Source organism: Bacillus sp. CH_70 (assembly GCF_038007045.1).
Classification (GTDB): Bacteria; Bacillota; Bacilli; order Bacillales; family Bacillaceae_G; genus Bacillus_A; species Bacillus_A cereus.
This window is the reverse complement of sequence record NZ_JBBOWL010000001.1, coordinates 2,560,435-2,584,245: the sequence shown is the minus strand read 5'-3', so window position 1 is coordinate 2,584,245 and position 23,811 is coordinate 2,560,435. Positions and strand designations below refer to the sequence as shown.

The following is a 23,811-nucleotide window of genomic DNA, read 5'->3' as shown; positions in this document are numbered from 1 at the left end:
GTAAATCTAGAAGGAGAATACGGGATGGAAATATACATAGAGCAACTAAAGAAACAAGATGCTAAGGATTTATTTACGTTTGAACTTACGAATAAATCTTTTTTTGAAACAATGGTGCCAAATCGTGGCTCAAAATATTTTGAATTTGAATATTTCCAAAAACTACTAGACGATTTATTAATAGAACAAGCAGATGGAGATTCTTATTTTTATTTAATTCGTAATGAAGAAAAAGAAATTGTAGGGCGAATTAATTTAGTAGATATAGATACGGAAACTCAAATTAGTTCGCTAGGGTATCGGGTCGGAGAAAAATTTACTAAAAAAGGAGTTGCTACAGCAGCCGTAAAATTAATTTTAGATGTAGCGAAAAATAATGAAATTACTGAAGTTCATGCTAAAACAACTACTAATAATCTCGCATCACAAATTGTACTAGAAAAAAGCGGATTTTCTTCTTATCAAAACGAATCAGATACAACTTCTGTAGAATTAAATGGAGAACATGTGAAGTTTGTACACTATATTTGGAGAAATACTTCACGCTTATAATAAGGAGGACTTATTCATGAATGATTTACGTTATCCAATTGGCCAATTTACATACAAACGTCCTATAACTGAAGAAATGATTGATACATGGATTCAAGAAATTGAAGATTTACCAAATGAACTAACAAAGGCAATTAAAGATTTAGATCAGAAGCAGTTAGATACACCATATCGCGTTGGAGGTTGGACTGTACGTCAAGTAGTTCATCACGTCGTTGATAGTCATATGAATAGCTACATACGCTTTAAATTAGCACTGACAGAAAAGAATCCCACTATTAAGCCGTATAAAGAAGAGAAGTGGGCAGAGTTACCCGATTCAAAATTACCGGTAGATGTTTCACTAGTAATGCTAGATTCATTACATAAAAGATGGGTTAACCTTTTATATTCTCTAGAAATTGAAGATTTAGAAAAGACATTTAACCATCCTGAAACTGGTGAAACAAAACTTGCTGTTGCAATAGGACTATACGCATGGCATGGTCGTCATCATACCGCTCATATTACCTCGTTAAGAAAGCGACTTAATTGGTAACATGGAGATTACATTAGAGAAGGCGACAGAAAGTGATGCAGAAGTTATATTTCAAATGCAAATAGACTCATATAGCCCTTTATTACATAAATATAAAGACTATGAAACAAATCCAGCAAATGAAACTATCGAAAAAACTATTTGTAGAATAAATCATGTAGACGGTGGCTTCTATAAAATAATAGTGGCAATGAATCCTGTTGGAGCGATATGCATTTCACCAAAAGAAACACCCTCTAAATTTTGGATCAGTCCAATGTTTATTCACCCGAGTTATCAAGGAAAAGGAATTGCCCAAAAGGTACTTACATTAATTGAGGAAATGTTTCCTGAAGCAACGAGCTGGGAACTTGCTACTATTTTAGAAGAAGAGAAAAATTGCTTTTTATACGAAAAGATGGGTTATAAAAGAACAGAAGTTATAAAGAAATTAAATGATGAAACTACACTTATTTATTACAAAAAAGAAAGGTAAAGCATATAAAATACGCTTTACCTTTTTATGTTATTTTAGATTAAATATACAAAAATAATGTATGTTATTCCAAAATACTCGGGTTAGTAATTTTAAAAATGAATAAAAATACAAAAACCACTACTTAGTCGTAAAGGTTACTAACGCTTTTTGAATGCTTAAAATACTATCGTCACCTTTAAATTCTTTCGTAATTGGATCCTCCATACTAGACACCCAAATTTTAAGTTCTGCATCTAAATCAAAATGCCCAGCCGTTTCGATGCTATATTGTGTAATACTTTTATAAGGAATAGAATGGTATTCTGTTTTTTTGCCAGTTACTCCTTGTTTATCTACTAAAATAAGACGACGATTTGTAAATACGATTAGATCACGAATTAATTTATAAGCATGCTCTACTTTTTCATCGTCTAGCATAATCTTCTCTAAATCACGTTCTACACTTTCAGAACTCGTATTTGATGCATTTCCTAAAATACCGCTAAATAAACCCATATTAAATTCCTCCTTTAATATATGTGGAATGAATTACTTATATTGTAACATGTTACTCACAAAGATATTATGACATTACTTTAGTAGTTTCTGGTTATTGTTGTAATTAGTTTATATAACCTCATCTTAAAATCTTATGCTAATATGAAATTAAGAAAAAAGAAGCAGAGGGATATAGCATGAAGAATATTGGTTTAGTATTAGAGGGCGGAGGAATGAAAGGTTTATATACTGCAGGTGCACTCGAATATTTCATGGAAAAGAACTTATTCTTTCCGTATGTAGTCGGCGTATCAGCTGGAGCCTGTATGGGAGCAACCTATTTGTCACGTCAAAAAGGTAGAAATAAGAAAGTAAATACAGAGCTAGTATCAGATTACAGGTATATATCTTATCGAAACTTAATTCGAAAACGTGAATTATTCGGAATGGATTTTTTATTTGATGAAGTACCTAATAAAATTGTACCATTTGATTTTCAAACTTTCTTAAAATGTAATGAACAGTTTGTCATAGGGACGACTGATTGCGAATCAGGACAAGCCATTTATTATAATAAAGCAGAACACGGAAATGATATTTTAAAAATCATTCGCGCCTCAAGCTCTGTACCGTTTATAGCACCTGCTGTAGAATATAATAATCGAAAATTATTAGATGGAGGGATTATAGACCCTATACCAGTTTTGAAAGCCCAAAAGGATGGTTATGAAAAGAACGTTGTCATTATGACAAAGCCAGAAGGATATGAGAAGCAGCGAAATAAATTTTCAGGCCTGGCTAAAATTTTATATAGAAAATATCCGAAAATCGCAGAGAATTTAGTAAACCATTATCGTTTTTATAATGAGACGATATCTTATATGAATCGAGAAGAACAAAAAGATAATTTTTATGTAATTCAACCAAGTGTACAGCTTCCTATAAGCGGAATAGAAAGAAATAAGGAAAAGCTCGTTAACCTATATAATCTTGGGTATATCGATGCTCAATATCATTATGAAAACTTATTAAATTGGATAGAGAAATAAAGGGGTGGAAAGTTGCTATTAGGTAAAAAGGTGATTTTTAATGAATTGCAGAGAATGCATAGTCCACTGCACAAATCGTTTCCTTATCGTGCTACAGCAAAAATGCAGCTAAACTTAAAAAGTGAGTTTACCGAAGATGACTGTATAAACGCTGATTTTAATCATTATTGGATGCATACAGCAGCAATTTTAAGTTCTGTACTAAACGGAAACGAACAGAACATTACGTTTCAGCAAATCAAGTGGTTAAAAAAATCGTTTTTTGAGTGGTTTCCGCAATATCGTTTTATAGAAACAGAAATTGTGAAGTATCCTATTTTGTATAGAGATTTCATGAATTATGAGAAGACCAGGAAGCTATTACTTTATTACCTTACTGAATAAAAGCGAAAACGTACAGGTTACATTACTTGTACGTTTTTTTGTTCATAAAACATTCAATATTAACAACTAGTTTATATAGGAATTCTAATGAGAAGAAAGAAGTACATATAATAGAATGCTACAGGGGAGGAGAGAGGAATAGCTGTTTTGCTTTAAGTTATTGTCCAACTCGAATACAGTTAGTTATTTATGTTAAAATATTTCGAGTGAAATCAAGCTTTTAAGGATTTCATTAAACATTAAACAAAACAAGTTAGCAACGTAGAAGGGATAACATTAACATGAAAAACGTATCAAATATAGATAAAGTAGAATCAATAAAATCTTTACAGTCAACAATTAGTAAACTTGAAAATGCCTTGTCACAGATGACTCAAAAAGGATCAAATACTACTTTAGTGAAAAAAAGACTCAAAGCAGCTAGTATCGGCTTAGCTATGTTAGAAAGTGTTTGGAAGCAAGAAACTCATCATTATACTCAGGAAGATTTAGCAGAAGCTCGTAATGTTCTAATTGGTTTGCTTCCATCAATTGAAAAGATTTACGTTAAGTCAAAGCTTGGGAGTCCTCAAAGAACGCTTTTAGAAAGAAGAATAAAATCGTTGGAACTTTCTATTCAAGCAATAGACAATTATTCTAGTAAATAACTCATTTAAAGAGTCTTATTACAAAAGTGTAGCAAGGCTCTTATATCATTCTATCAAAATTAAATATCCTTACTGCCACATTGCAGCAAGGGCAAAACATCTTGATCTACCTCATAATTATTCTCAAACTTCACATCTTCAAGAACATTTCATTGTCTTTAATAAAAATCCATGCATTAAGTAATCTTCAATCGCAAAAACACTCAATTATTTAATTTACGAAAATGGAATACCGCCATGTATTGCTGTAGATCATGTTAATCAGCTAGAAGAACTAACTTTTGAAAACGATATTCCTTGGATTGAAAATCAAATTTCATCTATAAATTCTATTGCAACTCAACTTCACTTTTATATGGTAGCAGGACAACTTGAAAACAAACCTCTTTTAACGGCCAATAACCACTTGTATAGAGCTTTAAAAGATAAAGGGTACAAAACCACTTATGAAGAGTTTCGAGACGGTCATGATAGCGTGTGAGGGTGAAAAAAGTTGTTAGATGGATTGAAAGCTTTGAAATAGATAAGAAGCACACTATAAAATAAAAAGGAGAGAAAATCTATGAATCAAGAAGAACTAGATAAAAAACTAAAAAAACAAGAGATTTTAGTAAAAGATGAGAAAGTTTGGTCTTATACGTATGAGGATCATATTAGTTCTATCGTTAAACAAGCAGAACAGAAAGGAGCTTTTGATAATTTACCTGGTAAAGGGAAACCTCTTAATCTTGATAAAGATCTTTCTTACAATCCTGAAAAGCAACTTTATAGAACTTTAGCAAATAATCATGTTTTACCTAGGTGGATTGAGCTTTCAAAAGAAATTGATGATTTAAAAGAAAAACTGAAAGAAAATACAAATACTGCAGAAGCAGCGGACTTAATTCGAACTATTAATAAAAAGGTTTTAGAACATAATCTACTTTGTCCACCAAGCGCGCAAAAAATGAGGGTGAAAATGGATTTTTAACGATTTTCAATTAAGCTATCGCTTGCTATATAATTAAGTTAGGCATTTTCAATTCATTACTAAAGGGAGGCAAATGTAGTGAAGAATACGTATCAACTTCAAATTCCGAAAGAACTAGAACAGTATCGTAGTATTTTAGAAGAAAGTGTGAAACCGTATGTTAAAGTGTCTGGAACGCAAGCAGAGACAACGCTTTTTGAAAGTAAGTTTGGTGGATATCCGTATTTACCTATAGATCAAGAGCATCCTAAAGACTCAAACGGACAACCTATGATGTTACTTGCGCAGTTAAACTTTGAAGAAATTCCGCATGTTGAATATATGCCTCAACATGGAATGTTACAGTTTTTCATAAGTGCTGAAGAAGATCTTTTTGGAGCAGATTTTGATCATCCCACAAGCCAAAAAGACTTTCGAATTGTTTATCATTCTACAATCACAGCGGATTTAACTAAGGTGATTACTGATTTTAGTTATTTAAACACTTTAGATTTAGAGAATTTTATCATACCCAAAGCAGCAAAACTAAAGTTTGAGTTGGCATATCAACCAGTAACACCAAGAGATTATCGATTTGAAATGATTTTTAGTGATAACATTGATTGGGAAGAAATTGTTGATGAAGAAAATAATACAGAATTAGGCGAACTGTATGATGATTTATGTAAAGATCAAGGACATAAAATTGGTGGATATCCATTTTTCACACAGACAGATCCGAGAGAATGGGAAGAAAAATACCAGCAACATGACATATTATTGTTGCAAATCGATACAGACGATTCATTAAATATTATGTGGGGCGATTCTGGGGTTGCTAATTTCTTTATACGTAAGGAAGAGCTGTTAAATCTAGATTTTTCCAACGTCATTTACAATTGGGATTGTTACTAGAAGATATAAATAAAATAATAGCAAACAAAAAATCTTCCTGAAGGTGAGGAGGATTTTTTTTTATGTTAAAAACAAGCGTTATGTTAACTAGAATAAAAAACAATGAGTGTAATGAAAGTCAAGCCTAAATAACAGAAATAACAACAAATAATGTAAAGTTGTAAAACATGTGCAAATAGCAATAAATTCATTAAGTAAAACATAAAATAAAATTACTAATTTATATTTTGTATAGAAATAATTTTTCTGTATAAAAATTTATTGCCAATCAAAAATGTTTTTAATTCGTTAAATCTTAAGCGATTATTGATTAAGATTTGCTGTGATGAATTTATAACAAATAAAAACGATAAAAACTGAAGAAATTTGTTTAGATAAGATTTCATGTGAATCTCACTAAAAATCCCTATTTCGTCTCATTAAGTATAGTTTACTTGGGTTTTGATACCTGATATTGATTTGTTTTTATAACTGCCTATAATATATATTATGTTAACTGGATAAAAGTAATAAACTTATTATATGTTAGTGCAGATTGTTACGCTTCCCTTTTCATCGGATTCATTCTGTGTAATCGATTGTGTGCTTATTTGTTTTATGAGTTGTTGATGATAATGTCTCCAGATATAAATTATATTTAAGACAATAAAAAATGCAATTCGTTTTAAATGAACGCATTAAACGAATTGCATGGATATGATTCATAATAAGTTTTTAAAATTAGTTTGCTACAGCAATTGCTTCGATTTCAATTAAAAAGTTATCGTTAATTAACTTTCTAACTTCTACAGCTGAACTTGCTGGTGGATTTTTAGTATCAATGTATTGATCTCGTATATCTCTAACAGTAGCCATTTGAGAAATATCTGTTAAGAAAAATGTTAATTTTACTACATCATTAAATTGTAATTCCAAAGTATCTAATGCACTTTTAATGTTTTCGAATACTTGTCGCGTTTGTATAGCTATATCGCCAACACCAACTATTTGACCATCGGTATTGATCGCTACTTGTCCAGATATGTAAATTGTTCGTTTAGCGTTACTAACTTCGACTACATGCGAGTATCCAAAAGTTGGTGACATCGTTTCCGGATTGATAAATTTCTTTTGCACGGCTCTACTCCCCTTTAAATATTTCATTTTCTTCATATGTTAGATTTTAATTTCAGATTATCCTCTATTTACTAATAATTATTTATCCATTTAGCTGCTACATTTGTAAAAGTATATTAGCACTTTAATTTAAAGTTATTAATGGATTATGTACGTTTGATTTTCTTGTGCGCTTGTTATAATTACACCTTGTTTTATTAATTCTTCAGTTACTTTTGTATAGAAAAAGTGATACCACCAGATAAAAAACTCTTCATAAGTTATTTCTTGTGAGTATCTGCTGCTCGCAAAGTATTCTTTTAAAGGCTTATCGTTTTCTTTAAATAATAAGACTAAATCTTTACTGATCGTGTTTGCAATTTCGTTAAGTATAGATAAGTCTGTTGATTTAAATACAGGGATAACAGGTTTTGAATTTTGATATAAACCTAATTTTTCATAAACTACATTTAAATGTAAATCTATTTGTCTATCTGCTGCTACGTAACCTTTTACTAATTGCTTTTTCTTATAATTAATATCAGTATTAGTGTTTTGAAAATATTCTTCAAATGTTTCGTTATTTGCTGTTATTAAATTTAATGTTGAATATCGAGAATTTCCATAAAGACCAATTTGAACTTCTCCTAAATCTAAATACGTATTACCATACATCCCGAAAGCCTCTATATCTGCTAGTTCTTGTTCTTGAATAGCATAATAATATCGTTTCTTATTTCTTAAAGGTCGTTTCTTTTTTAAATAGTTTTCTTCAATGTAATTTATTTGTCCAAAATCTAATAACACACCACTATACAGTAAAAGACTATACGATTCTTTAGATAAATGATTAAACGTGTCGATTCTTTTTGAAATAAATTCAATTTGATTTGAATGATTTTCAATGATCTTAAGTGTTGGTTTAATTAGAGGTTCACAAAGGTTATAAAGTTTTTTTCCTTCACAAGCTGTTATCACCATGCACGTTGGATAGTACCTCCCTCCTGTTTGTTTCAATAGCCCCTCTACTTCTAATGAATTAACGTGCTTTTCAAATTCATCATTTGTCCAATTTAGCATCATTTTTATAGCATTTGACTCAAAACCAAGATGAACCAATACAAGTAAATATTGAAGTTTCGTTCCTTTTATTTTTATAGATGGCGAATTATCTCCAGATGAAATCATTTTAGTTTCATAAGCCGTATGTAATATATTCTCCGGACTATTATTAGTGAGCATTTCATATTCCCTTCCTTACTAATAAATTCATTGTAAAATCTATGTATTTATTAAGTTCTATAAACGAAAATGAGTGTCCTCTAATAATCCAAAATTAAAAACCTTAGCATAGATATACTAAGGTTTCTTGCGTTTTTATAATGAATGAATTCTTTCATAGTCTTTTTTAAATTGATTATCATTTTTTAACCAACTTTTAAAAGTTGGCTCCTTTATTTCTAAAATGGAACAAGTTTTAGCGATACATTTATTTTTCATATATTCCTTAAGGAAATTTTGTTTTCTCTGCTTAACAGCAGCTTGAGTTCTTTTTAGCTTTCGATCTTTTAATTGATCTAGACTTAGACTTTCTTTCTGAAATTCTTCATATTTTCTATGCAGATAAATATCTTTGTCTTTATAAATCCACTTTGAAAATAGTTGTATTGGTTTTCTTCCGGTTAAAATGACGCGATAATGTTTATTTTGATTTAGTAAATCGGCTGGTAAATTTTGATTTTGTAGTACCTGATTTAAAGAATTCATAAAGTTATATGATCCTCCTACAAAGCTTACTGTATAAGTTTCATACTTGACGTAACCATCCCCATCAAAATATCCACGAACAAAATGATGTAAATATTCTTCTGGTACTAAAGGAAATTCAATGTTAAAAGATTTACATGGCATGATTCCGTGAATATTCATTAGATCGTCTTTTATTACTTTGCTATTAATGTTTAGCATATATACGCCTGTTTTTTTATTTCGATATAGTGGCTGGTTGGTGTTTAGTTCTTGTTTTATATCTTCTAAAATATAACTTTCTTTTTGTGATATACTGACACATTGATTTTCTTTTGGTATAGCACCGTCTGCTGCTATAAACCCTAATATATAAGCCATATTATTTGACCAAGTTTTAAAATAATCTTCTTTTATGTCATACTTTCTCTTCCAGCTCCCTATAGCTCGCCTTGGAACGTTGTTGTCTGTTAGAACCATACGAATATACCTTGCAGACACATTAGCAAGCATAGCGATTTCTGAGGTGCTCTTCCCTTCAGTATACAAATGCATGATTTCAGATTTTGATAGTTTACATTTTGATTTCTTTTTTCGTTCTATGTGCACTTACATCCTCTCCTTCCTTTCTTTTATTAGAGACATATTTTCTTCTATAACATACAACGGAACATATGTTCTTTGTTGCGTATAAGAAGGAATTTACTAAATAAAAACAATTTACATGTACTTAATATTTGTCTTAGCTGCTGCTGTGCGATTTGTACTTTATAGATACAAATAATGAATTTGACGGATTTATGAAATACAAGGCATTTTAGATGAAAGGTAAAATAATATAGTTTAAACTACAAATAGCTACAAAAACAACATACGTAAATTGTTAATCGTAAAAAGGAGAACGAATGAATAAGAAATATACAAATCAAATTCATACTGATATGAGTTTTAAATCGAAAGATATTATAAGTTTAATGACGGATTACTTTAAAATAAAATCAAAGCTGCGTCCTATAAAGGATTTGCCTATCGTTTTATCAAATAAAGATAATGAATCGTTAGAGAGTGTTACATGGTTTGGCCATTCTGCTTCTCTTTTGAAAATAGAAGGTAAAAAACTATTATTAGACCCTATGTTTGGAGATGCCTCTTCCCCATTCCCTTTGTTTAATAGTAAACGCTATAGTGGTGCTTTTTCTTTAGAACGTGATGACCTTCAAGAAATTGATGCGATTATCATTTCTCATAATCACTATGATCATTTGAATTACAAAAGTATTATGCAGTTAAAAGATCGCGCAAAGCACTTTTATGTTCCAACTGGAGTTGCACAATATCTTATTAAATGGGGTGTTTCGCCTAGTAAAATTAGTGAACATAATTGGTGGGACGAAATTACGTTTGATAATATTAAGTTAGTATGTGCGCCTGCAAGGCATTTCTCGGGACGTGGTATGACAGATAGAGATCGTTCATTATGGTGTTCATGGCTTATTCTTGGTCAAGAGACTAAAATTTTCTTTAGTGGTGATAGCGGTTATGCCCCTCACTTTAAGGAAATTGGTGAGAAATACGGTCCATTCGATCTTACATTAATGGAATGCGGGCAATATGATCCGAGGTGGTCTGCTATTCATATGTTGCCTGAAGAAACGGTACAAGCTCATATTGATGTTAAAGGAGAATTACTTCTTCCGATTCATTGGGGTGCCTTTACGTTAGCATTACACGAATGGAGTGACCCGATAGAACGTGTTACGAAAGAAGCTAACCGTTTAGGAGTTAAAATTACAACGCCTCAAATTGGTGAATCTATTACGTTAAAATCTACAAATTATCCTTCATCCACTTGGTGGAAGGAAATTTAATTTTAAAATATAAAAAGAGCGAATTCTTTATAAGAGGATTCGCTCTTTTTTCTGTATTTAAACTTATTTCACAATATTGGATTTCCCACTATCTAAAACTCTATTTGCTGGTACACTGGACATTTCAACCACTGTATTCATACTCTTATCAGTCAGTTCAATGAGTTCGTTTTCATGTTTTATTTTATTTAAATCCCACACCATCCCATGAAATTCATTATGCTGACCACTTACCTGTATAATGCTTTTTGTTTTATTTGAAGGCTGTATTTGAAGATTTGTAAATTGATTCCCACTAATTTCATTTGGCGTAGTTACTTGACTATCCATATAAATCATATTTACACAGTCTTCTAAAGAAAAGTTCATAAAACGATTGGCATTTATCCAAGCTTGTCCGGTGCTCGGTTTTTTTGCTACTAATTTTAGTCCGGTTTCCATTCCTACAATTTTAATGTTTTCGAAGTTAACAAACGAAATTTCATTTTCTTTTCCAGCAGAGTATAAAGAAATTCCGGTACCTTTATTCGTTTCCGTCCAATTAATAATATTTATATCTTTTATTTGGGTTTTGTTCCAAGTGTTATAATATTTATTTTTACCGTCTAAATAAATAACTTCAGAGTTAAATTTAGGATCGTCAATAGCTATATACGCTCCTTCAATGGATGCGTTTTTCTCTAGTTCTAGAACTCTAAAGTTTCCCTCAACCACAAATTGTGATCCATAACCAAATAATAATTTTACACCTTTTTTAACAGTGATTGGTGACGTGATTTTATACTTTTTATCATCAAGCAATACGGTTTTTATTTTACTAGACGCTGCTTTATTAATAGCAGATTGTATTTTTATTGAATCATTTGCCCCTTTAAAGTCTTCTACATACAAGTTAGTACTTTTAGCTGCATAGTCTTTTTTATTGTATTGATAAAAAGCAAAAATAATTAAAACTATACCAATGAGTAAAACAATTACTTTCTTCATCGTACTCACCCCATATCGATTAATCTATGGCTTTTATATTTAGGTTATTATTATTTTGCTTTGTATTTCAGATTTCCATTGCTGCTTTGTCTATGATTGAATTATATTATGTAGGATTTAGTAAACTGTTTGCTATACTAATACATCATTCTTATAATGTATTAATTTATGATTTCATAAAACAAAAGTCTGCTTGTACCTAATGTAATCCCTTCCTCTATCCCTAATAAGCTCTTACTGGTGATATAAGATGTACTGCTGCAGATTGCTCTCCTGCTTCAATCAATATCGGTCTCATAGAACCGCCAAAGCTTAAAGTAATCGTTTCTTCTTTTATTGCTCTTAAAGCATCAACCATAAAACGCCCATCGAAAGATATATTTAATTGTTTTTCACCTTGAATCGCATCTATTTGTTGCGTTTCGGATATTTGCCCAATTTGAGAAGCGTTTGAAGAAATTTTAATTGTAGATTCGTTTATGATTTCTAAGTTAACATTGTTATTGGCCCATTCACTTGCTAATAAACTTGATCGGTCTACACCTTGTAATATCTTTTTTCTATCTATGTTAATAATCGTTTTAAAGTCGTTCGAAATAAGGTTAGAAATATTAGGATATTTCCCTTCAATTAGTCTTGAATATAATGTAGTTGTTCCAAACGTAAATATAATATGACTCTCTGAAAGGTAGATATATACGAATTCCGAATTGCTGTTCATTAATTTTAGAAGTTCACTAATGGTTGCGCTCGGTACAATACAATTTGCTTTTACATCTGAGGAAAGTAGCGTTTCACGTATCGCTAGTCTATGTGAGTCAGTTGCAGCACAAATTAACTTATTATTAGATAACTCTATATGCACCCCAGTAAGAACAGGTCTAGATTCATTTTTCGCTACCGCAAAGACTGTTTGTTTAAATACTTCAATCAATTGCTCTGTCTCTACTTTGATTTCTGCATGATTGTCTATAAGCGGTACATTCGGAAACTCATCTGCAGGAAATCCATTTAAACTTAATGTGATTTCTTCTGATTGTATCGTAATTAATTGCTCATTCTTACTTTTTATTGCTATATCACTTGGCATTTTCTTTATTATTTCAATGAAATACTTTGCAGGTACAACAATAGTTCCTGCCTTTAAAATAGTTGCAATCTTTTCGTCTTCAATTGAAACAGGAATGAATTTTTCGATAAAAATATTCGAGTTACTTGCAATTAAAGTAATTCCAGATTGATCTGCAGTTATTTTTATACCAGATAATATAGGAATTAAAGATTTTGTTGATATCGCTTTGTTAACTTCTGAAAGTGCTTGAGTAAATTGTTTGTGATTAACGATGAACTCCATGTTTTCCCCACCTTACATGAGATAATATTTTTATGAAGATTGATGAACGATTGTTCCGTTAAAAAAGTACGGTACTGCCACCTGGTAATGTATAATAAGAACCATTTTCCCCTTTGTTTTTTACCATTAAGATCTTTTCATTAGTTTTATTGTACAAAATCGCGTATGTAACATTAACTTTTTTCATATGTACCTCCTCTATTTTTAATAAAAGGAATTTTCTGTCTTCTATCCATTCTACCATTAACTCCTTTTAATATATATAAGTTAGTAAAGTCTTGCCTTTACCGCTATTGATGGAGTTAATAAAAATAGGCTACTGATATAAAAAAGAACGTACCTTAGGAAGATTATCCAAAGTACGTTCTTACAGTTTTAGTATGAAAATTGATTCAATTAATACTTAAATTAATAATAACCTCGCCCTTATTGCATTTGTATTCCAAATACTAATGTTAACAAATTCTATGTACTTTTTAGCCGTTTTTCTAAATAATAATGATTATGTCCTTTCGGATGATCTTCACTTACTCCAATTACTTTATATCCATGTTTCTTATAAAAATCAGGAGCTTGGAAACTAAAAGTATCTAAATTAATTAACCTACACCCTTTTTCAATTGCAAACTCTTCAATAAGCTTTATTAACTTGCTTCCGTAACCTTCATGCCTATACTCTTCAGAAACCCATAGAAAGTCAACGTGTATATGGTGCCAAAAAGTTATTGCTGTTACCCCACCTACTATTTCTTCTTTTTCATTTCTTACTATGAAACTAACCTTTTCTGAAGGTGTTTTTTCTTCATCTGCGAGATATTTTTGATTATATTCAATTACTTTCTCTCTTATGTAATCACTATCTTCTTGTACCCACTGCTGTACTATTTTCATTTTAAGTGTCACGCTCCTTTTTACTTATCTATTCAATTTTAAAATGATATTGTCCTGTCTTTAATGAGTTGGTAAAGAAGCAAAGTTAATGGAATAAAAAAGAGCCCTAGTATGAGGACTCTTTTTAAAATTAAGCTACTTTCCGATGTAAATGTTTTAGTTCCTTTTTCTTTTCTACATTTGGTGGACGGATTAATATTGAAATAATGAAGGAAATAACACTTAAAACACCAATTATAATGAAAGTTGGTTGAAATCCTCCAAGTATCGCTCCAATGAATGATCCTGCAAGCGCACCAAATCCGAAACCTTGGTAGACAATCCCGTAATTTGTACTATGGTTTTTTAATCCAAAGAAATCTCCGACAATAGCTGGGAATATAGTTATATTACCGCCGAAGCAAAAGGCGACACTTGCTACACAAGCAAAATAGATTCCGTAATTTAGCGGAATAAAACTTAAAGTAAAGACTGACAATCCTATAATAATAAACGTTGCAGAGACAATTTTCATTCGCCCGATTTTATCTGATAACGTCCCAAGAATGATTCTACCTACTGTATTAAAGATTGCAATCATAGCAACGGCGTTTGCAGCGGTTGCTGCGCTAAGTCCAACAAGTTGTACGCCGATATCTTTTACCATACTGATTAAATACAAACCACCCATACACGAGGTGAATAACATAAAAAATAGCAGATATACTTGTTTCGTTCGCATCATTTCACGCGGAGTATAGTCATTGTGTAATGTTTCAGTTACAGCATTACTTACAATTGCCTCACGTAAGAAGAAGGATCCAATTAACACTAAAAGTAACACGATAATACCCCAATATAAGAATGCTTGTGATACACCAAGGTTATCGATAAGATTTCCGTTTATATATCTAAAGATTAAGCTGCCCATTCCATACGCTGATACAGATATACCTGAAATAAGCCCTTTCCGATTTGGAAACCATTTAATTAAATTAGATAGTGATGTAATATAAGCTGTTCCATCCGCATAACCAACAACGACACCAGCTAATAAATATAATAGTGGTAAAGAAGAAACTTGTGAACTAAGTATTAAGCCGAGTCCTAAAACAATTCCTGCAGTAGCAATAAGTTTTCGAAGTCCTAATTTTTTCTGCAACTTGGCTGCAAATAAAGTTGAGAATGATAAAGAAAAACTTGTTATGGAGAAAGTTATCGCTACTGAATTAAGATTCCATCCAAACTTACTTACAAGGGGTTGATTAAATAAACTCCATGTATAAATTGTTCCAAGGCCAATTTGAACAATGATTGTACCTAGAACAATTAGTAACGGATTTATAGAAGTTTGTTTCATACTAACTGTCCCCTTCTTTTATCTTGACATGAATTTTCACAGTTAGTATATCCATCATAAATTGCAAGATACTGTACGGAAAATGGTAATTAAGTTCATATACACAAAAAGACACTTCATAAAGAAGTGCCTTTTGCAGGTTATATCAGATATTTCTAAAGAAAGCTTTGTTAAGATAAGACATTTTCAAATGCTTATGTATATATGTTATCAAATAATTTCTTAAATGTTATGAGACTTAAGACGTATTTTTCATTCATCATATAGTCGGATGAAAAATTAATATTCGATTTCATCAAAATCTTTCGGCTGCGGTACAGTTTGCATATTAGCTGCATCTTTAGGATCGCTATAAATTGCATTTTGCTCTGTATTTACATCTTTTATATTTTGCTTTTTATTTTTGTTCACTTTATCTTTCATTTTCAATCACTCCTTTTCGTTATAGGAGTAATTATGCCCTATTACCGTTACTAAATGTATCTGCGACTAAATTACTAAATTCACGTAAATAATATAAGTAATTATCACCACCGTAGTTATATCTTTTATTATACATTTTTGCAACAACTACATTATATTCAGGTATTACTAAAATGGTCGGTCCAGTAATCCCTAATATTTGATACGACCCTTTTGGAACACGTTCACCAAGTTCGCTTAATTGCGCAGGCTCATTTTGGATGAACCAAAACAATCCATTTTGTGGTAGCTCTTTGTTTATATATGTTGGACTCTGCAAACTCGTAGCGATTTTTATAACTTCTTTTGGAACAATTTGTTTACCATCTATCCCACCTTGATTTAAATGAAGATTGCCCCACTGCGCAAATTCTCTAGCTGAGACAAACAAATTTTTTTCAGTACCGTCATCTACCGTACCAATTTCACTAATTGCGTCTTCATTTGGATTATTAACAACGTCAACTAAATTTTCATCTCGCTGAACTCTCCAACCTGTTTCTTGAAAATTAGCAGGTTTAAACACACGCTCCTTTAACAATTCAGGAAAACTTTTGTTATATAGCTGATAAATAAGACGTGTCATCATTCTTACATTAATATCTCTATACGCCCATGATTGTCCCGGTGCAAATTCACGAAAAATTGTCCTGTCATTCGTTTCTTCTAATCCGTGCGAATGTGTTACTAAATGTCTTATCGTCGTTTTACTAAGCAATGCAGGATCAAAGTCTTTAAAATATTTTATCGCTTCATCATCAATAGAGTTTATTTTCCCCTCATAAAGCGCATACGCTATCATTAATCCTAAATAACTTTTTCTAGCAGAAGCAACGTTAAATTGTGAAGATGCTGTTACATTCTTGCTTGTAGATGTATTTGAGTGATAACCACTATAATGCTCTAGTACGATTTTATTATCTTTTATAATACAAAGTGCTGTAGCAGAACTATGATTTTTTTCTTTTATATCCTCTACCCAAGAAATCAACTTATCATATGTATACAAATAAATCCCCCTTAATACACATCAAAATTACAGCATGAAAGAAAAGTGCAAAATAGTTTTTACACCTTTCTTTCATATAAAATAACTTGAATTTTCTATACTTAAATAATCCACCAGTTCCAGCAATTAAAGCAACTGAAACATCCTGCGCATCCTATGCATCCGCCGCAACGACCTGCACAACCACCACATCTACCGCCACATCCACCGCAACGTCCACCACAACCTCCACATCCGCCGCAACGACGTGCATCGTCTTGAATGTAATAGTATGGATATTGACTTTGTTGTTGATCCCAATACACAACATTGCCAGTTTGATAATCATTAAGGTTTAATGATTGTAGTTCTTGTTGAAACTGATTCATTATGAAACCCTCCATTTATAAATGTAAATTCCGTCCAAATATTAAAGTTAATAAATTCTTTTAAACAAAGTAGAAACAAGACTATAGACTAAATGCGTACATCAACAAAATATGAACTTACACTAGGTGATGTACCTTGTTTTTCAGCCTATTTTCTTTATATTCATTCGATGGACGTATTTACTATAAATAAAGTGATTTAAAAATTACTAATCCAACAATTTAGGAGTTAGTTCATCATTTAACTTACTTTCTAGTAATTCCTTTACTAAAGGCATTGGCATGATTTCATAATGATTTAAGGCTTCTTTATTATAAGCTATCCAGTGAAATGCTAAATGAGACTCGCTAGATTTCGGTGTTAAGTCCGTATGTAAATCTTGTGACTCTACTTCAAAAATGTGGTTAATTTCATGATGAAGAACTTCTTTATCTTGCCATTGATTTTCTATGACGCCTAAAAATTGTTGTATACTACAGTTTACTCCAAGTTCTTCTCTTAACTCTCTTTTTAATGCATTCTCTGCTGATTCTCCAATTTCAACATGGCCACCAGGTAAAAAATAATGATGGCCGATATATTCAGCAACTAATAATTTTTCATCTTTTATCATGACTGCTCGTACAATATGATGAAATTTACTTTTCAATTGATATTCCTCCTAGTTATTTAATGTATAGTTTCTCAAAATAGTCATTTAGTATTGGTATAATATAAATCATAGGTGTTTCATATGGATGAATATCATTAATAACTTCAAGAGCATCTTTTACAAGTTCTCGTTTACACTTTATTTCAACTTTACATTCTTGTCCTTCGCATATTTGACCAATTTCTCCATTAAAAGGAGATGCCTCTTCTAAAGGTCTCCAATATCCTTTCACTGAACTATAGGAAAGACAATGGTCATATTCGCCCGTTTTACATGCTCCAATTTTATTTAATTCATCCCTTAATGTTTCAATATATTCTTCAGGAATGAACACTTCAATTTTCACTTCAGTAAATTGCATATTTCATTTCACACCTTTACTTCCTAATAGTTAAACAAATAAACGATATACTTGCTCACCATCATACTCCTGTCCTAATGATATGAAACCATATCGTTCATATAATTTCTTTGCAGAGATATTATCTTTATGTACGGTTAATCTAATTTCTTTACACGCCTTAAACGTATTTTTTATTATATTAATACTTTCTTGTAATGCTGCTTTTCCATAACCATTACCTTGTTGCGATTGATCAATAATAAATCCGTTAATCCAATACATATCCGATGTCTCTATTACAACAGCATGCATAACAAAACCAACCATAAGGTCACCATCGTATATAGCGAATGGTATGTACTCTACATTGTCACCATCTGGTTTTATATATACTTTAGCAAGTGAAACTGCTACAGCGGGGACAAATTTTCTTTGATCTTCTTTAACTTGTAACTTTAATGCATCTTCCCAATTGTCTCTCGTAACAACCTTTAACTGGACATTCAATATTGTAAGCTCCCTTATATAGAGGATGTATGTTTATATTCAACGTAGTGAAATAATTCCCTTTTTCGACTACAACTTATAACATGATTTTTATAAAATCTTGAATGAATTTTTGTTCATCTATTTCTAGTGCTATATGGGCTCCTTCAGATATAGAGCTACGGCGAAAATCAGCAAATGTTTGTCCTTTCGTATCTCCGTATGTATCTACATTTACTGTACGATGCACAAATTCAAAAAAACTTGGATTTACTAATCCACTTATTGCAACCACATCATGTAGCAAAGGCCCTTCCATAGATGGATTAAGTTTTTGGTATGCGGATAGATAGTAATCATACATTGGTTTCATTATCATATGAAATGGATTCTTTGTATTAGCTTGAATATAGTTAAATACATTTGGTGTTAACACAGCTTTGTTTGTTACATTTAAAGGGAATATTAATAAATTCTTTGCTTGATGGAAAACAATTTTACTTGCTATCGGATCTCCATACACGTTTGCCTCTGCTAATGGCGTAACGTTTCCTACTTCTAAAAAAACACCACCCATGAAATAGATTCCTTTTACATTTAGCATTAAATCATTCCATAAATTAAAAGCAATTGCTAACGAGGTAGATCTTCCTACATCAACAATCGTTAAATCTTTTCCGTACTTTATAAGAATCGCAGCAATACTGCCGAAATTATATATTGGAATAGATAATATATTTCCTGGAACATGGATGGGCCCTAATCCTTCTGCTCCGTGAATTTCAGGATAGTACGTAGTGATTTCTTCTGTCAGTGGTTTTGTTGCACCACTAATGACAGGAATGTCTTGTCTATTTGCTAACTGTAAAATATACGCTGCATTATGTGCAGCATGTATATGCTCAACATTTCCGTATCCGGTTACAATACCGACAATTTCAATTTCGGGATGCAGTAAACCATACATAATGGCAAATGAGTCATCAATACCTGGGTCTCCGAAAAATAATACTTTTTCCAAGAAATACTCTCCCTTCATAAAAACATAGAGTCATCAATAACTATGTATATGAAAAAAGCAAGTATATCTATGCGAATTTTAGAATGGATAATGTTTTACAAAACATTAAAAAGGAACTAGCGAATGCTAATTCCTTTCTTCAGTAACCATTCTCAAATTTAATTAATTATCGTATCCTTCATAAATTGCATCATTTATTAGATTTTGTGTTTTTTTATCATCAGGTACAGGCTTCCACCAATTTCCTGTAATAAATAACATAGTTAATAAATTATAACTATCACTAAAATAACTTTCTCTCTTATTCTTCATCCAATCCCAACCGCTATTTACCCACTTTTGATTATTGCTACTCGTTATACTTGCAGCAATAAACGGTGAAACAAATACAGCAGTTGGATAACTACCAATATTGGATCCATTTAATTGATAACCATCCACAATTTTAGAAGGATTTCCATTCGTTTTATTTTGAATCCATGAAGAGACTTTATCAGAAATGACTTTACTTCGCTTCTCGCCGTACATCGCATAGTCCATTACAATTCTTAAAGGTACTCGACTAGCATTATAATAATATGCATTTGTATATTCTGACTCATCTAAGAAGTCTTTAGGTGCAGGTTGTGGTGGGTTTTTTACAACAAAATCTGAAATAAGTCCTGTATTTGAAGAGTACTTATTACTAAATTGCGTATAAACATCGTACAAATTATTAATAACAGTAAGCCAAGTTTTATCACCTGTAAATTCATAAAATGCTCTAAGGTGTGACATCATCCAATCAGATGGTCTCGTATCAAGTGAACTTTTAGAATCCCAATCTCCTAAATTTAGTCGGTTATTATTTGTAACATTACTAGCTTTAATACCTTTTGTAATCATGTCTTGTGCTTCTTTCAAATAATTAACTGTTCCATTAGATCCCCACTGCTTATGAGCAAGAAGAAGAGAATACGCAATATCTAAATCTCCATCAGTAGCAGAATCAAAATGACCTTGTGCTTTTTTACTATCTGCGACAACCCATCCCATTAAATTAGGATTTTGAGAGCTTTTAAAAGTTCTTGCTGTTTTAAATAATCCGTCATAGATTTTTTGAGCATTCGAATCATAACCAGCCATTAATACTGTAATTATCATCCCATACCCTTGACCTTCTGAAGTTCCAAGTGGCTTAAACCCATCCGCATCACCTGTAATCTCTCCTTTTACGTAATAACCACCAGGTAAAGAAGATAAATCATTTTTCAAATATTTCTTTTTCCAATTATCGTAGTAACTTCTTACAGAAGCATTTAAACTTTCCTGTGTAACATGATTCGGTTTTATAACACCTGCATAATTAACTTGCTGGGGAAATGGTTTCATTTCCTTTGCAGCAGCTACTTGTTGATTAACTACGGGAATAGAATTTTGTATTGAATTGTCCGTTACACTTGCTGCGAAACTAGAATTAGAAAAACTAGCTAGTCCGATTCCTACAATAGAAATACATGTGAAAAATTTTCTTTTTCCATTCATTATGTTGTCAGCTCCTTTTAAAATGCTTACTACATAAAATGTAACATACAATATTTAACTGAAATACAAAATATTATATTTATCAACATAAGAAAGAAACTATATGAAAAAGTATCATAAAATCATTATTGAATTACATTATACGGATTGATTATTTGCTAAATTCCTATGTTTTTCTTTTCTTAATACTGGTATATGAGCAATCACAATTCCAAGTATAGTAATTCCTCCGCCAATTATCGAAACTAAAGTTGGCACTTCTCCTAACCATATCCAAGCAATGAAACACGCAGTTATTGGCGTTAAATATAGAGAACTTGTTGCTTCAGAAGCACCAGCATGAGATATAATATAGGCCAATGCAATATACGGGAGTACTGTTGGAAAGACACCTAGATATATAACGCTCAAGTTAACTTCAAGAGGAGCTGCTAGTATTTTTTGATAAACTCCGGGTAAGAAAATAAGCATACATACAGTACTAGACAAAATTGTATATATGGTAAATGGTAAGAAGCCGTATTTTTTTAAGTAAGATGTTTGGAAAACGAAAAATAAACTTTCTGAAATCGCCGCTAATAATATAAATAATCCCCCGCTATTCAATTGAATAGCGTCGCCTTGGCTAAATGAAATTAAGGCAATTCCTGCAAAACTCATTACACCACCGATCCAGCCATTTAATTTCATTTTTGCATTCAAAAAAACAGAAGCAAGAATTGCCGTTACTATTGGAGTGACTGAAATTATTAAACTTGCAGATCCAGCATTTACTGTTTTTTCGCCGTAGTTTAATGCGATGTGATAAATAGTAAATCCTAGAGCACCAAATATAAAAATTGCTGGGATATCCTTTAAATCCGGTAGTCGTAGTTTGTATATAAATGAAAATAACAAAAGTATAAATGAGGCGATTAATAAGCGTAGTAAAGTAAGGTGTTCAGGCGTATAAGATTCAAGCCCCAGACGAATTGCTGGAAAAGCAGTTCCCCATATAAGAATTGTAAAAGCGTGAGCACATATAATGCGTAAATCCCATTTTTTATTATGCATATTTTCTCTCCTTCCCTAAAAAACCAACCATTTTTAAATTACCAATTATTTCTTTTCATCATATTTAATAGTTGATACAATGTCTTCAACCAGTTATTTATCGGAAAAACCAACCACTTTGAATCTTTTAAATAAACGAAGGAGTTTTTTATATGACGACCGATAAAAAAGTGCCCAAATATCAGCAGATAATAGACTATATGAAAGAAAAAATTGAAAACGGAGAATGGCCAATTGGAAGTAAAATCCCTAGTCAGCGGCAGTTAGCAAAATTATTTCATGTAAATCGAAGTACTGTAATTACTGCGCTAGATGAACTTATGGCAGATGGTTTAATTCAAGGACAAATCGGAGCAGGAACAATTGTAATGAATAATACATGGTCATTATTAGCAACTAATCCTCCGCCCGATTGGAGTGAATATGTAAAAGCCGGTATTCATAAACCAAGTAAGTTAATGGTTCGAGAAATAAATGAAGCAGAAGCAAATAAAACGCTTATCCATCTTAGTAAAGGTGAACTTGCACCTCATCTTTTCCCGCTCGAAACTATGCAATCTATAATAAAAAACGTCAGTGAGGAATTAGATTATTTCGGATACGAAGAACAAAAAGGTTTTTATCCGTTACGTGAAGCAATAAGCAAATACGTAAAATCATTTGGAATACATGCATCACCGGATTCTATATTAATAGTCTCGGGTGCACTCCAAGCATTACAATTAATATCAATTGGTCTTTTACATAGAAAATCAACTGTTTTACTTGAACAACCTTCTTACTTATATTCACTTCATGTTTTTCAATCAGCAAATATAAATTTATCCGGTATATCAATGGACCATCACGGTATTTTACCTAACGATTTATTAAAACGAATTAAATATAGTCAAAAGAATAATATTTTATATTCAATCCCTTGTTTTCAAAATCCAACGGGGATATTGATGACCAAAGAGCGAAGAAAAGAAATATTAAAAATATGTGAAAAAGAGCAGTTGCCTATCATCGAGGATGATATTTACCGAGAGTTATGGATTGAAGAATCACCTCCAGCTCCTTTAAAGTCGATGGATAAACATGGACATGTATTATATATTGATAGTCTCTCTAAAACACTTAGCCCAGGACTTAGAATTGGATGGATAATCGGACCAGAACCTGTTATTGATAGATTGTCAGATATAAAAATGCAAACAGACTATGGATCCAGCTCTTTATCTCAAAGAGTAGCTGCTGAATGGATAAATGAAGGTTTTTATGAAGAACATGTAGCAAACGTAAGAATGCACCTGAAAGAGCGAAGACAAATAATGATACGAGCTTTAAATAAATATTGTGCAGATATTGCATCGTGGGATATTCCTAGTGGTGGATTTTTTATATGGCTAAAGGTTGTACATAACATTCCGATGAAAAAACTATTTTCAGAGGCTCTATCAAAAGGAATTCTTTTAAACCCAGGACGTATTTATGAAGAAGAATCAGATCAGTACATTCGTTTATCATATGGATATGCTTCACCAGAACAAATGACTTACGGGATTAAATTGCTCAGTGAATTAATTCGAAAGTTAACGGCATAAAAAAATCCTCTTTTGTTTTTGGAGGATTTTTTTACGT

General features: G+C 31.6%; 26 protein-coding genes and 3 pseudogenes. 11 read left to right on the top strand and 18 right to left on the bottom strand.

What is annotated here, in order from left to right; genetic code table 11:
• Positions 1 to 24: 24 nt before the first annotated feature.
• The 3 genes from N2V79_RS13105 to N2V79_RS13095 are packed head-to-tail and all read left to right on the top strand — an operon-like array spanning position 25 to position 1,565.
• Positions 25 to 552, top strand: coding sequence for a GNAT family N-acetyltransferase (locus tag N2V79_RS13105; RefSeq protein WP_000409236.1), 528 nt, complete (start codon positions 25 to 27; stop codon positions 550 to 552).
• Between the two features lie 16 nt (positions 553 to 568).
• Positions 569 to 1,090, top strand: coding sequence for a YfiT family bacillithiol transferase (locus N2V79_RS13100; RefSeq protein ID WP_000999070.1), 522 nt, complete (start codon positions 569 to 571; stop codon positions 1,088 to 1,090).
• A 1-nt stretch (position 1,091) separates the two neighbouring features.
• Positions 1,092 to 1,565 carry a GNAT family N-acetyltransferase gene (locus N2V79_RS13095; protein WP_340719938.1) on the top strand — a complete coding sequence of 158 codons (474 nt, stop codon included), beginning with the start codon at positions 1,092 to 1,094 and terminating at the stop codon, positions 1,563 to 1,565.
• A 120-nt stretch (positions 1,566 to 1,685) separates the two neighbouring features.
• Here the strand turns inward: N2V79_RS13095 and N2V79_RS13090 are convergent, their stop codons facing one another.
• Positions 1,686 to 2,063 (bottom strand): PH domain-containing protein, encoded by a 378-nt coding sequence (locus N2V79_RS13090; RefSeq protein ID WP_000522472.1) that lies wholly within the window; start codon positions 2,061 to 2,063, stop codon positions 1,686 to 1,688.
• Between the two features lie 179 nt (positions 2,064 to 2,242).
• On the opposite strand from N2V79_RS13090, the gene N2V79_RS13085 reads away from it, so the two are divergent.
• The 6 genes and pseudogenes from N2V79_RS13085 to N2V79_RS13065 all read left to right on the top strand — a co-directional run bounded on the left by N2V79_RS13085 (position 2,243) and on the right by N2V79_RS13065 (position 5,989).
• Positions 2,243 to 3,094 (top strand): patatin-like phospholipase family protein, encoded by an 852-nt coding sequence (locus N2V79_RS13085; RefSeq protein WP_053564293.1) that lies wholly within the window; start codon positions 2,243 to 2,245, stop codon positions 3,092 to 3,094.
• 12 nt (positions 3,095 to 3,106) lie between these two features.
• Positions 3,107 to 3,478: a YxiJ-like family protein gene (locus N2V79_RS13080; protein WP_053564294.1), complete on the top strand. Its 372-nt coding sequence runs from the start codon at positions 3,107 to 3,109 to the stop codon at positions 3,476 to 3,478.
• Positions 3,479 to 3,759: 281 nt separating this feature from the next.
• Positions 3,760 to 4,125, top strand: coding sequence for a hypothetical protein (locus tag N2V79_RS13075; protein ID WP_029442483.1), 366 nt, complete (start codon positions 3,760 to 3,762; stop codon positions 4,123 to 4,125).
• Between the two features lie 88 nt (positions 4,126 to 4,213).
• Positions 4,214 to 4,606: pseudogene (locus N2V79_RS29230) on the top strand (hypothetical protein); the annotation flags it as partial.
• Positions 4,607 to 4,687: 81 nt separating this feature from the next.
• Positions 4,688 to 5,095 carry a DnaJ family domain-containing protein gene (locus N2V79_RS29225; protein ID WP_001987779.1) on the top strand — a complete coding sequence of 136 codons (408 nt, stop codon included), beginning with the start codon at positions 4,688 to 4,690 and terminating at the stop codon, positions 5,093 to 5,095.
• Positions 5,096 to 5,173: 78 nt separating this feature from the next.
• Entirely contained in the window at positions 5,174 to 5,989 is an 816-nt protein-coding gene (locus N2V79_RS13065) for a YwqG family protein (protein ID WP_327904491.1), read from the top strand.
• 720 nt (positions 5,990 to 6,709) lie between these two features.
• Here the strand turns inward: N2V79_RS13065 and N2V79_RS13060 are convergent.
• The 3 genes from N2V79_RS13060 to N2V79_RS13050 form a co-directional block, all read right to left on the bottom strand.
• Positions 6,710 to 7,105, bottom strand: coding sequence for a RidA family protein (locus tag N2V79_RS13060; RefSeq protein WP_050843840.1), 396 nt, complete (start codon positions 7,103 to 7,105; stop codon positions 6,710 to 6,712).
• 138 nt (positions 7,106 to 7,243) lie between these two features.
• Positions 7,244 to 8,326, bottom strand: coding sequence for a hypothetical protein (locus N2V79_RS13055; protein ID WP_050843838.1), 1,083 nt, complete (start codon positions 8,324 to 8,326; stop codon positions 7,244 to 7,246).
• Positions 8,327 to 8,461: 135 nt separating this feature from the next.
• A complete protein-coding gene (locus tag N2V79_RS13050) occupies positions 8,462 to 9,439 on the bottom strand; it encodes an LAGLIDADG family homing endonuclease (RefSeq protein ID WP_088114460.1) in 978 nt (325 codons plus the stop codon).
• 296 nt (positions 9,440 to 9,735) lie between these two features.
• On the opposite strand from N2V79_RS13050, the gene N2V79_RS13045 reads away from it, so the two are divergent.
• On the top strand, positions 9,736 to 10,698 hold the full coding sequence (locus N2V79_RS13045; protein WP_075719780.1) for an MBL fold metallo-hydrolase: 963 nt from the start codon (positions 9,736 to 9,738) through the stop codon (positions 10,696 to 10,698).
• 63 nt (positions 10,699 to 10,761) lie between these two features.
• Here the strand turns inward: N2V79_RS13045 and N2V79_RS13040 are convergent, their stop codons facing one another.
• The 14 genes and pseudogenes from N2V79_RS13040 to N2V79_RS12975 form a co-directional block, all read right to left on the bottom strand.
• A complete protein-coding gene (locus N2V79_RS13040) occupies positions 10,762 to 11,685 on the bottom strand; it encodes a hypothetical protein (protein ID WP_053564299.1) in 924 nt (307 codons plus the stop codon).
• Positions 11,686 to 11,908: 223 nt separating this feature from the next.
• Positions 11,909 to 13,039 (bottom strand): DNA polymerase III subunit beta, encoded by a 1,131-nt coding sequence (gene dnaN / locus N2V79_RS13035; protein WP_340719937.1) that lies wholly within the window; start codon positions 13,037 to 13,039, stop codon positions 11,909 to 11,911.
• A 64-nt stretch (positions 13,040 to 13,103) separates the two neighbouring features.
• Positions 13,104 to 13,226: pseudogene (locus N2V79_RS13030) on the bottom strand (DNA mismatch repair protein MutT); the annotation flags it as partial.
• Positions 13,227 to 13,504: 278 nt separating this feature from the next.
• Positions 13,505 to 13,930, bottom strand: a complete 426-nt coding sequence (locus tag N2V79_RS13025) for a GNAT family N-acetyltransferase (protein ID WP_053564302.1) — start codon at positions 13,928 to 13,930, stop codon at positions 13,505 to 13,507.
• Between the two features lie 130 nt (positions 13,931 to 14,060).
• Positions 14,061 to 15,269: an L-lactate MFS transporter gene (locus N2V79_RS13020; protein ID WP_000815136.1), complete on the bottom strand. Its 1,209-nt coding sequence runs from the start codon at positions 15,267 to 15,269 to the stop codon at positions 14,061 to 14,063.
• A gap of 279 nt (positions 15,270 to 15,548) precedes the next feature.
• Positions 15,549 to 15,692, bottom strand: coding sequence for a hypothetical protein (locus N2V79_RS13015; RefSeq protein WP_000653680.1), 144 nt, complete (start codon positions 15,690 to 15,692; stop codon positions 15,549 to 15,551).
• Positions 15,693 to 15,723: 31 nt separating this feature from the next.
• Positions 15,724 to 16,740 (bottom strand): serine hydrolase domain-containing protein, encoded by a 1,017-nt coding sequence (locus N2V79_RS13010; protein ID WP_089171165.1) that lies wholly within the window; start codon positions 16,738 to 16,740, stop codon positions 15,724 to 15,726.
• A gap of 101 nt (positions 16,741 to 16,841) precedes the next feature.
• Entirely contained in the window at positions 16,842 to 17,108 is a 267-nt protein-coding gene (locus N2V79_RS13005) for a heterocycloanthracin/sonorensin family bacteriocin (protein ID WP_001071389.1), read from the bottom strand.
• Positions 17,109 to 17,307: 199 nt separating this feature from the next.
• A pseudogene (locus tag N2V79_RS13000) lies at positions 17,308 to 17,758 on the bottom strand (NUDIX domain-containing protein).
• Between the two features lie 16 nt (positions 17,759 to 17,774).
• A complete protein-coding gene (cutA, locus tag N2V79_RS12995) occupies positions 17,775 to 18,122 on the bottom strand; it encodes a divalent cation tolerance protein CutA (RefSeq protein ID WP_001160791.1) in 348 nt (115 codons plus the stop codon).
• 30 nt (positions 18,123 to 18,152) lie between these two features.
• Positions 18,153 to 18,611 carry a GNAT family N-acetyltransferase gene (locus N2V79_RS12990; RefSeq protein WP_001102673.1) on the bottom strand — a complete coding sequence of 153 codons (459 nt, stop codon included), beginning with the start codon at positions 18,609 to 18,611 and terminating at the stop codon, positions 18,153 to 18,155.
• A gap of 76 nt (positions 18,612 to 18,687) precedes the next feature.
• Positions 18,688 to 19,611, bottom strand: coding sequence for a nucleoside hydrolase (locus N2V79_RS12985; RefSeq protein ID WP_340719936.1), 924 nt, complete (start codon positions 19,609 to 19,611; stop codon positions 18,688 to 18,690).
• A 162-nt stretch (positions 19,612 to 19,773) separates the two neighbouring features.
• Complete coding sequence (locus N2V79_RS12980) at positions 19,774 to 21,135, bottom strand: glycosyl hydrolase family 8 (RefSeq protein WP_197242518.1); 1,362 nt, start codon at positions 21,133 to 21,135, stop codon at positions 19,774 to 19,776.
• Between the two features lie 138 nt (positions 21,136 to 21,273).
• The gene (locus tag N2V79_RS12975; RefSeq protein ID WP_340719935.1) at positions 21,274 to 22,188 is read right to left on the bottom strand and encodes a DMT family transporter; all 915 of its coding nucleotides are present in this window, start codon (positions 22,186 to 22,188) and stop codon (positions 21,274 to 21,276) included.
• A gap of 152 nt (positions 22,189 to 22,340) precedes the next feature.
• Between N2V79_RS12975 and norG the strand changes: the two genes are divergently transcribed.
• Positions 22,341 to 23,774 (top strand): efflux pump transcription regulator NorG, encoded by a 1,434-nt coding sequence (gene norG, locus N2V79_RS12970; protein ID WP_197242515.1) that lies wholly within the window; start codon positions 22,341 to 22,343, stop codon positions 23,772 to 23,774.
• The last annotated feature ends 37 nt before the right edge of the window (positions 23,775 to 23,811 follow it).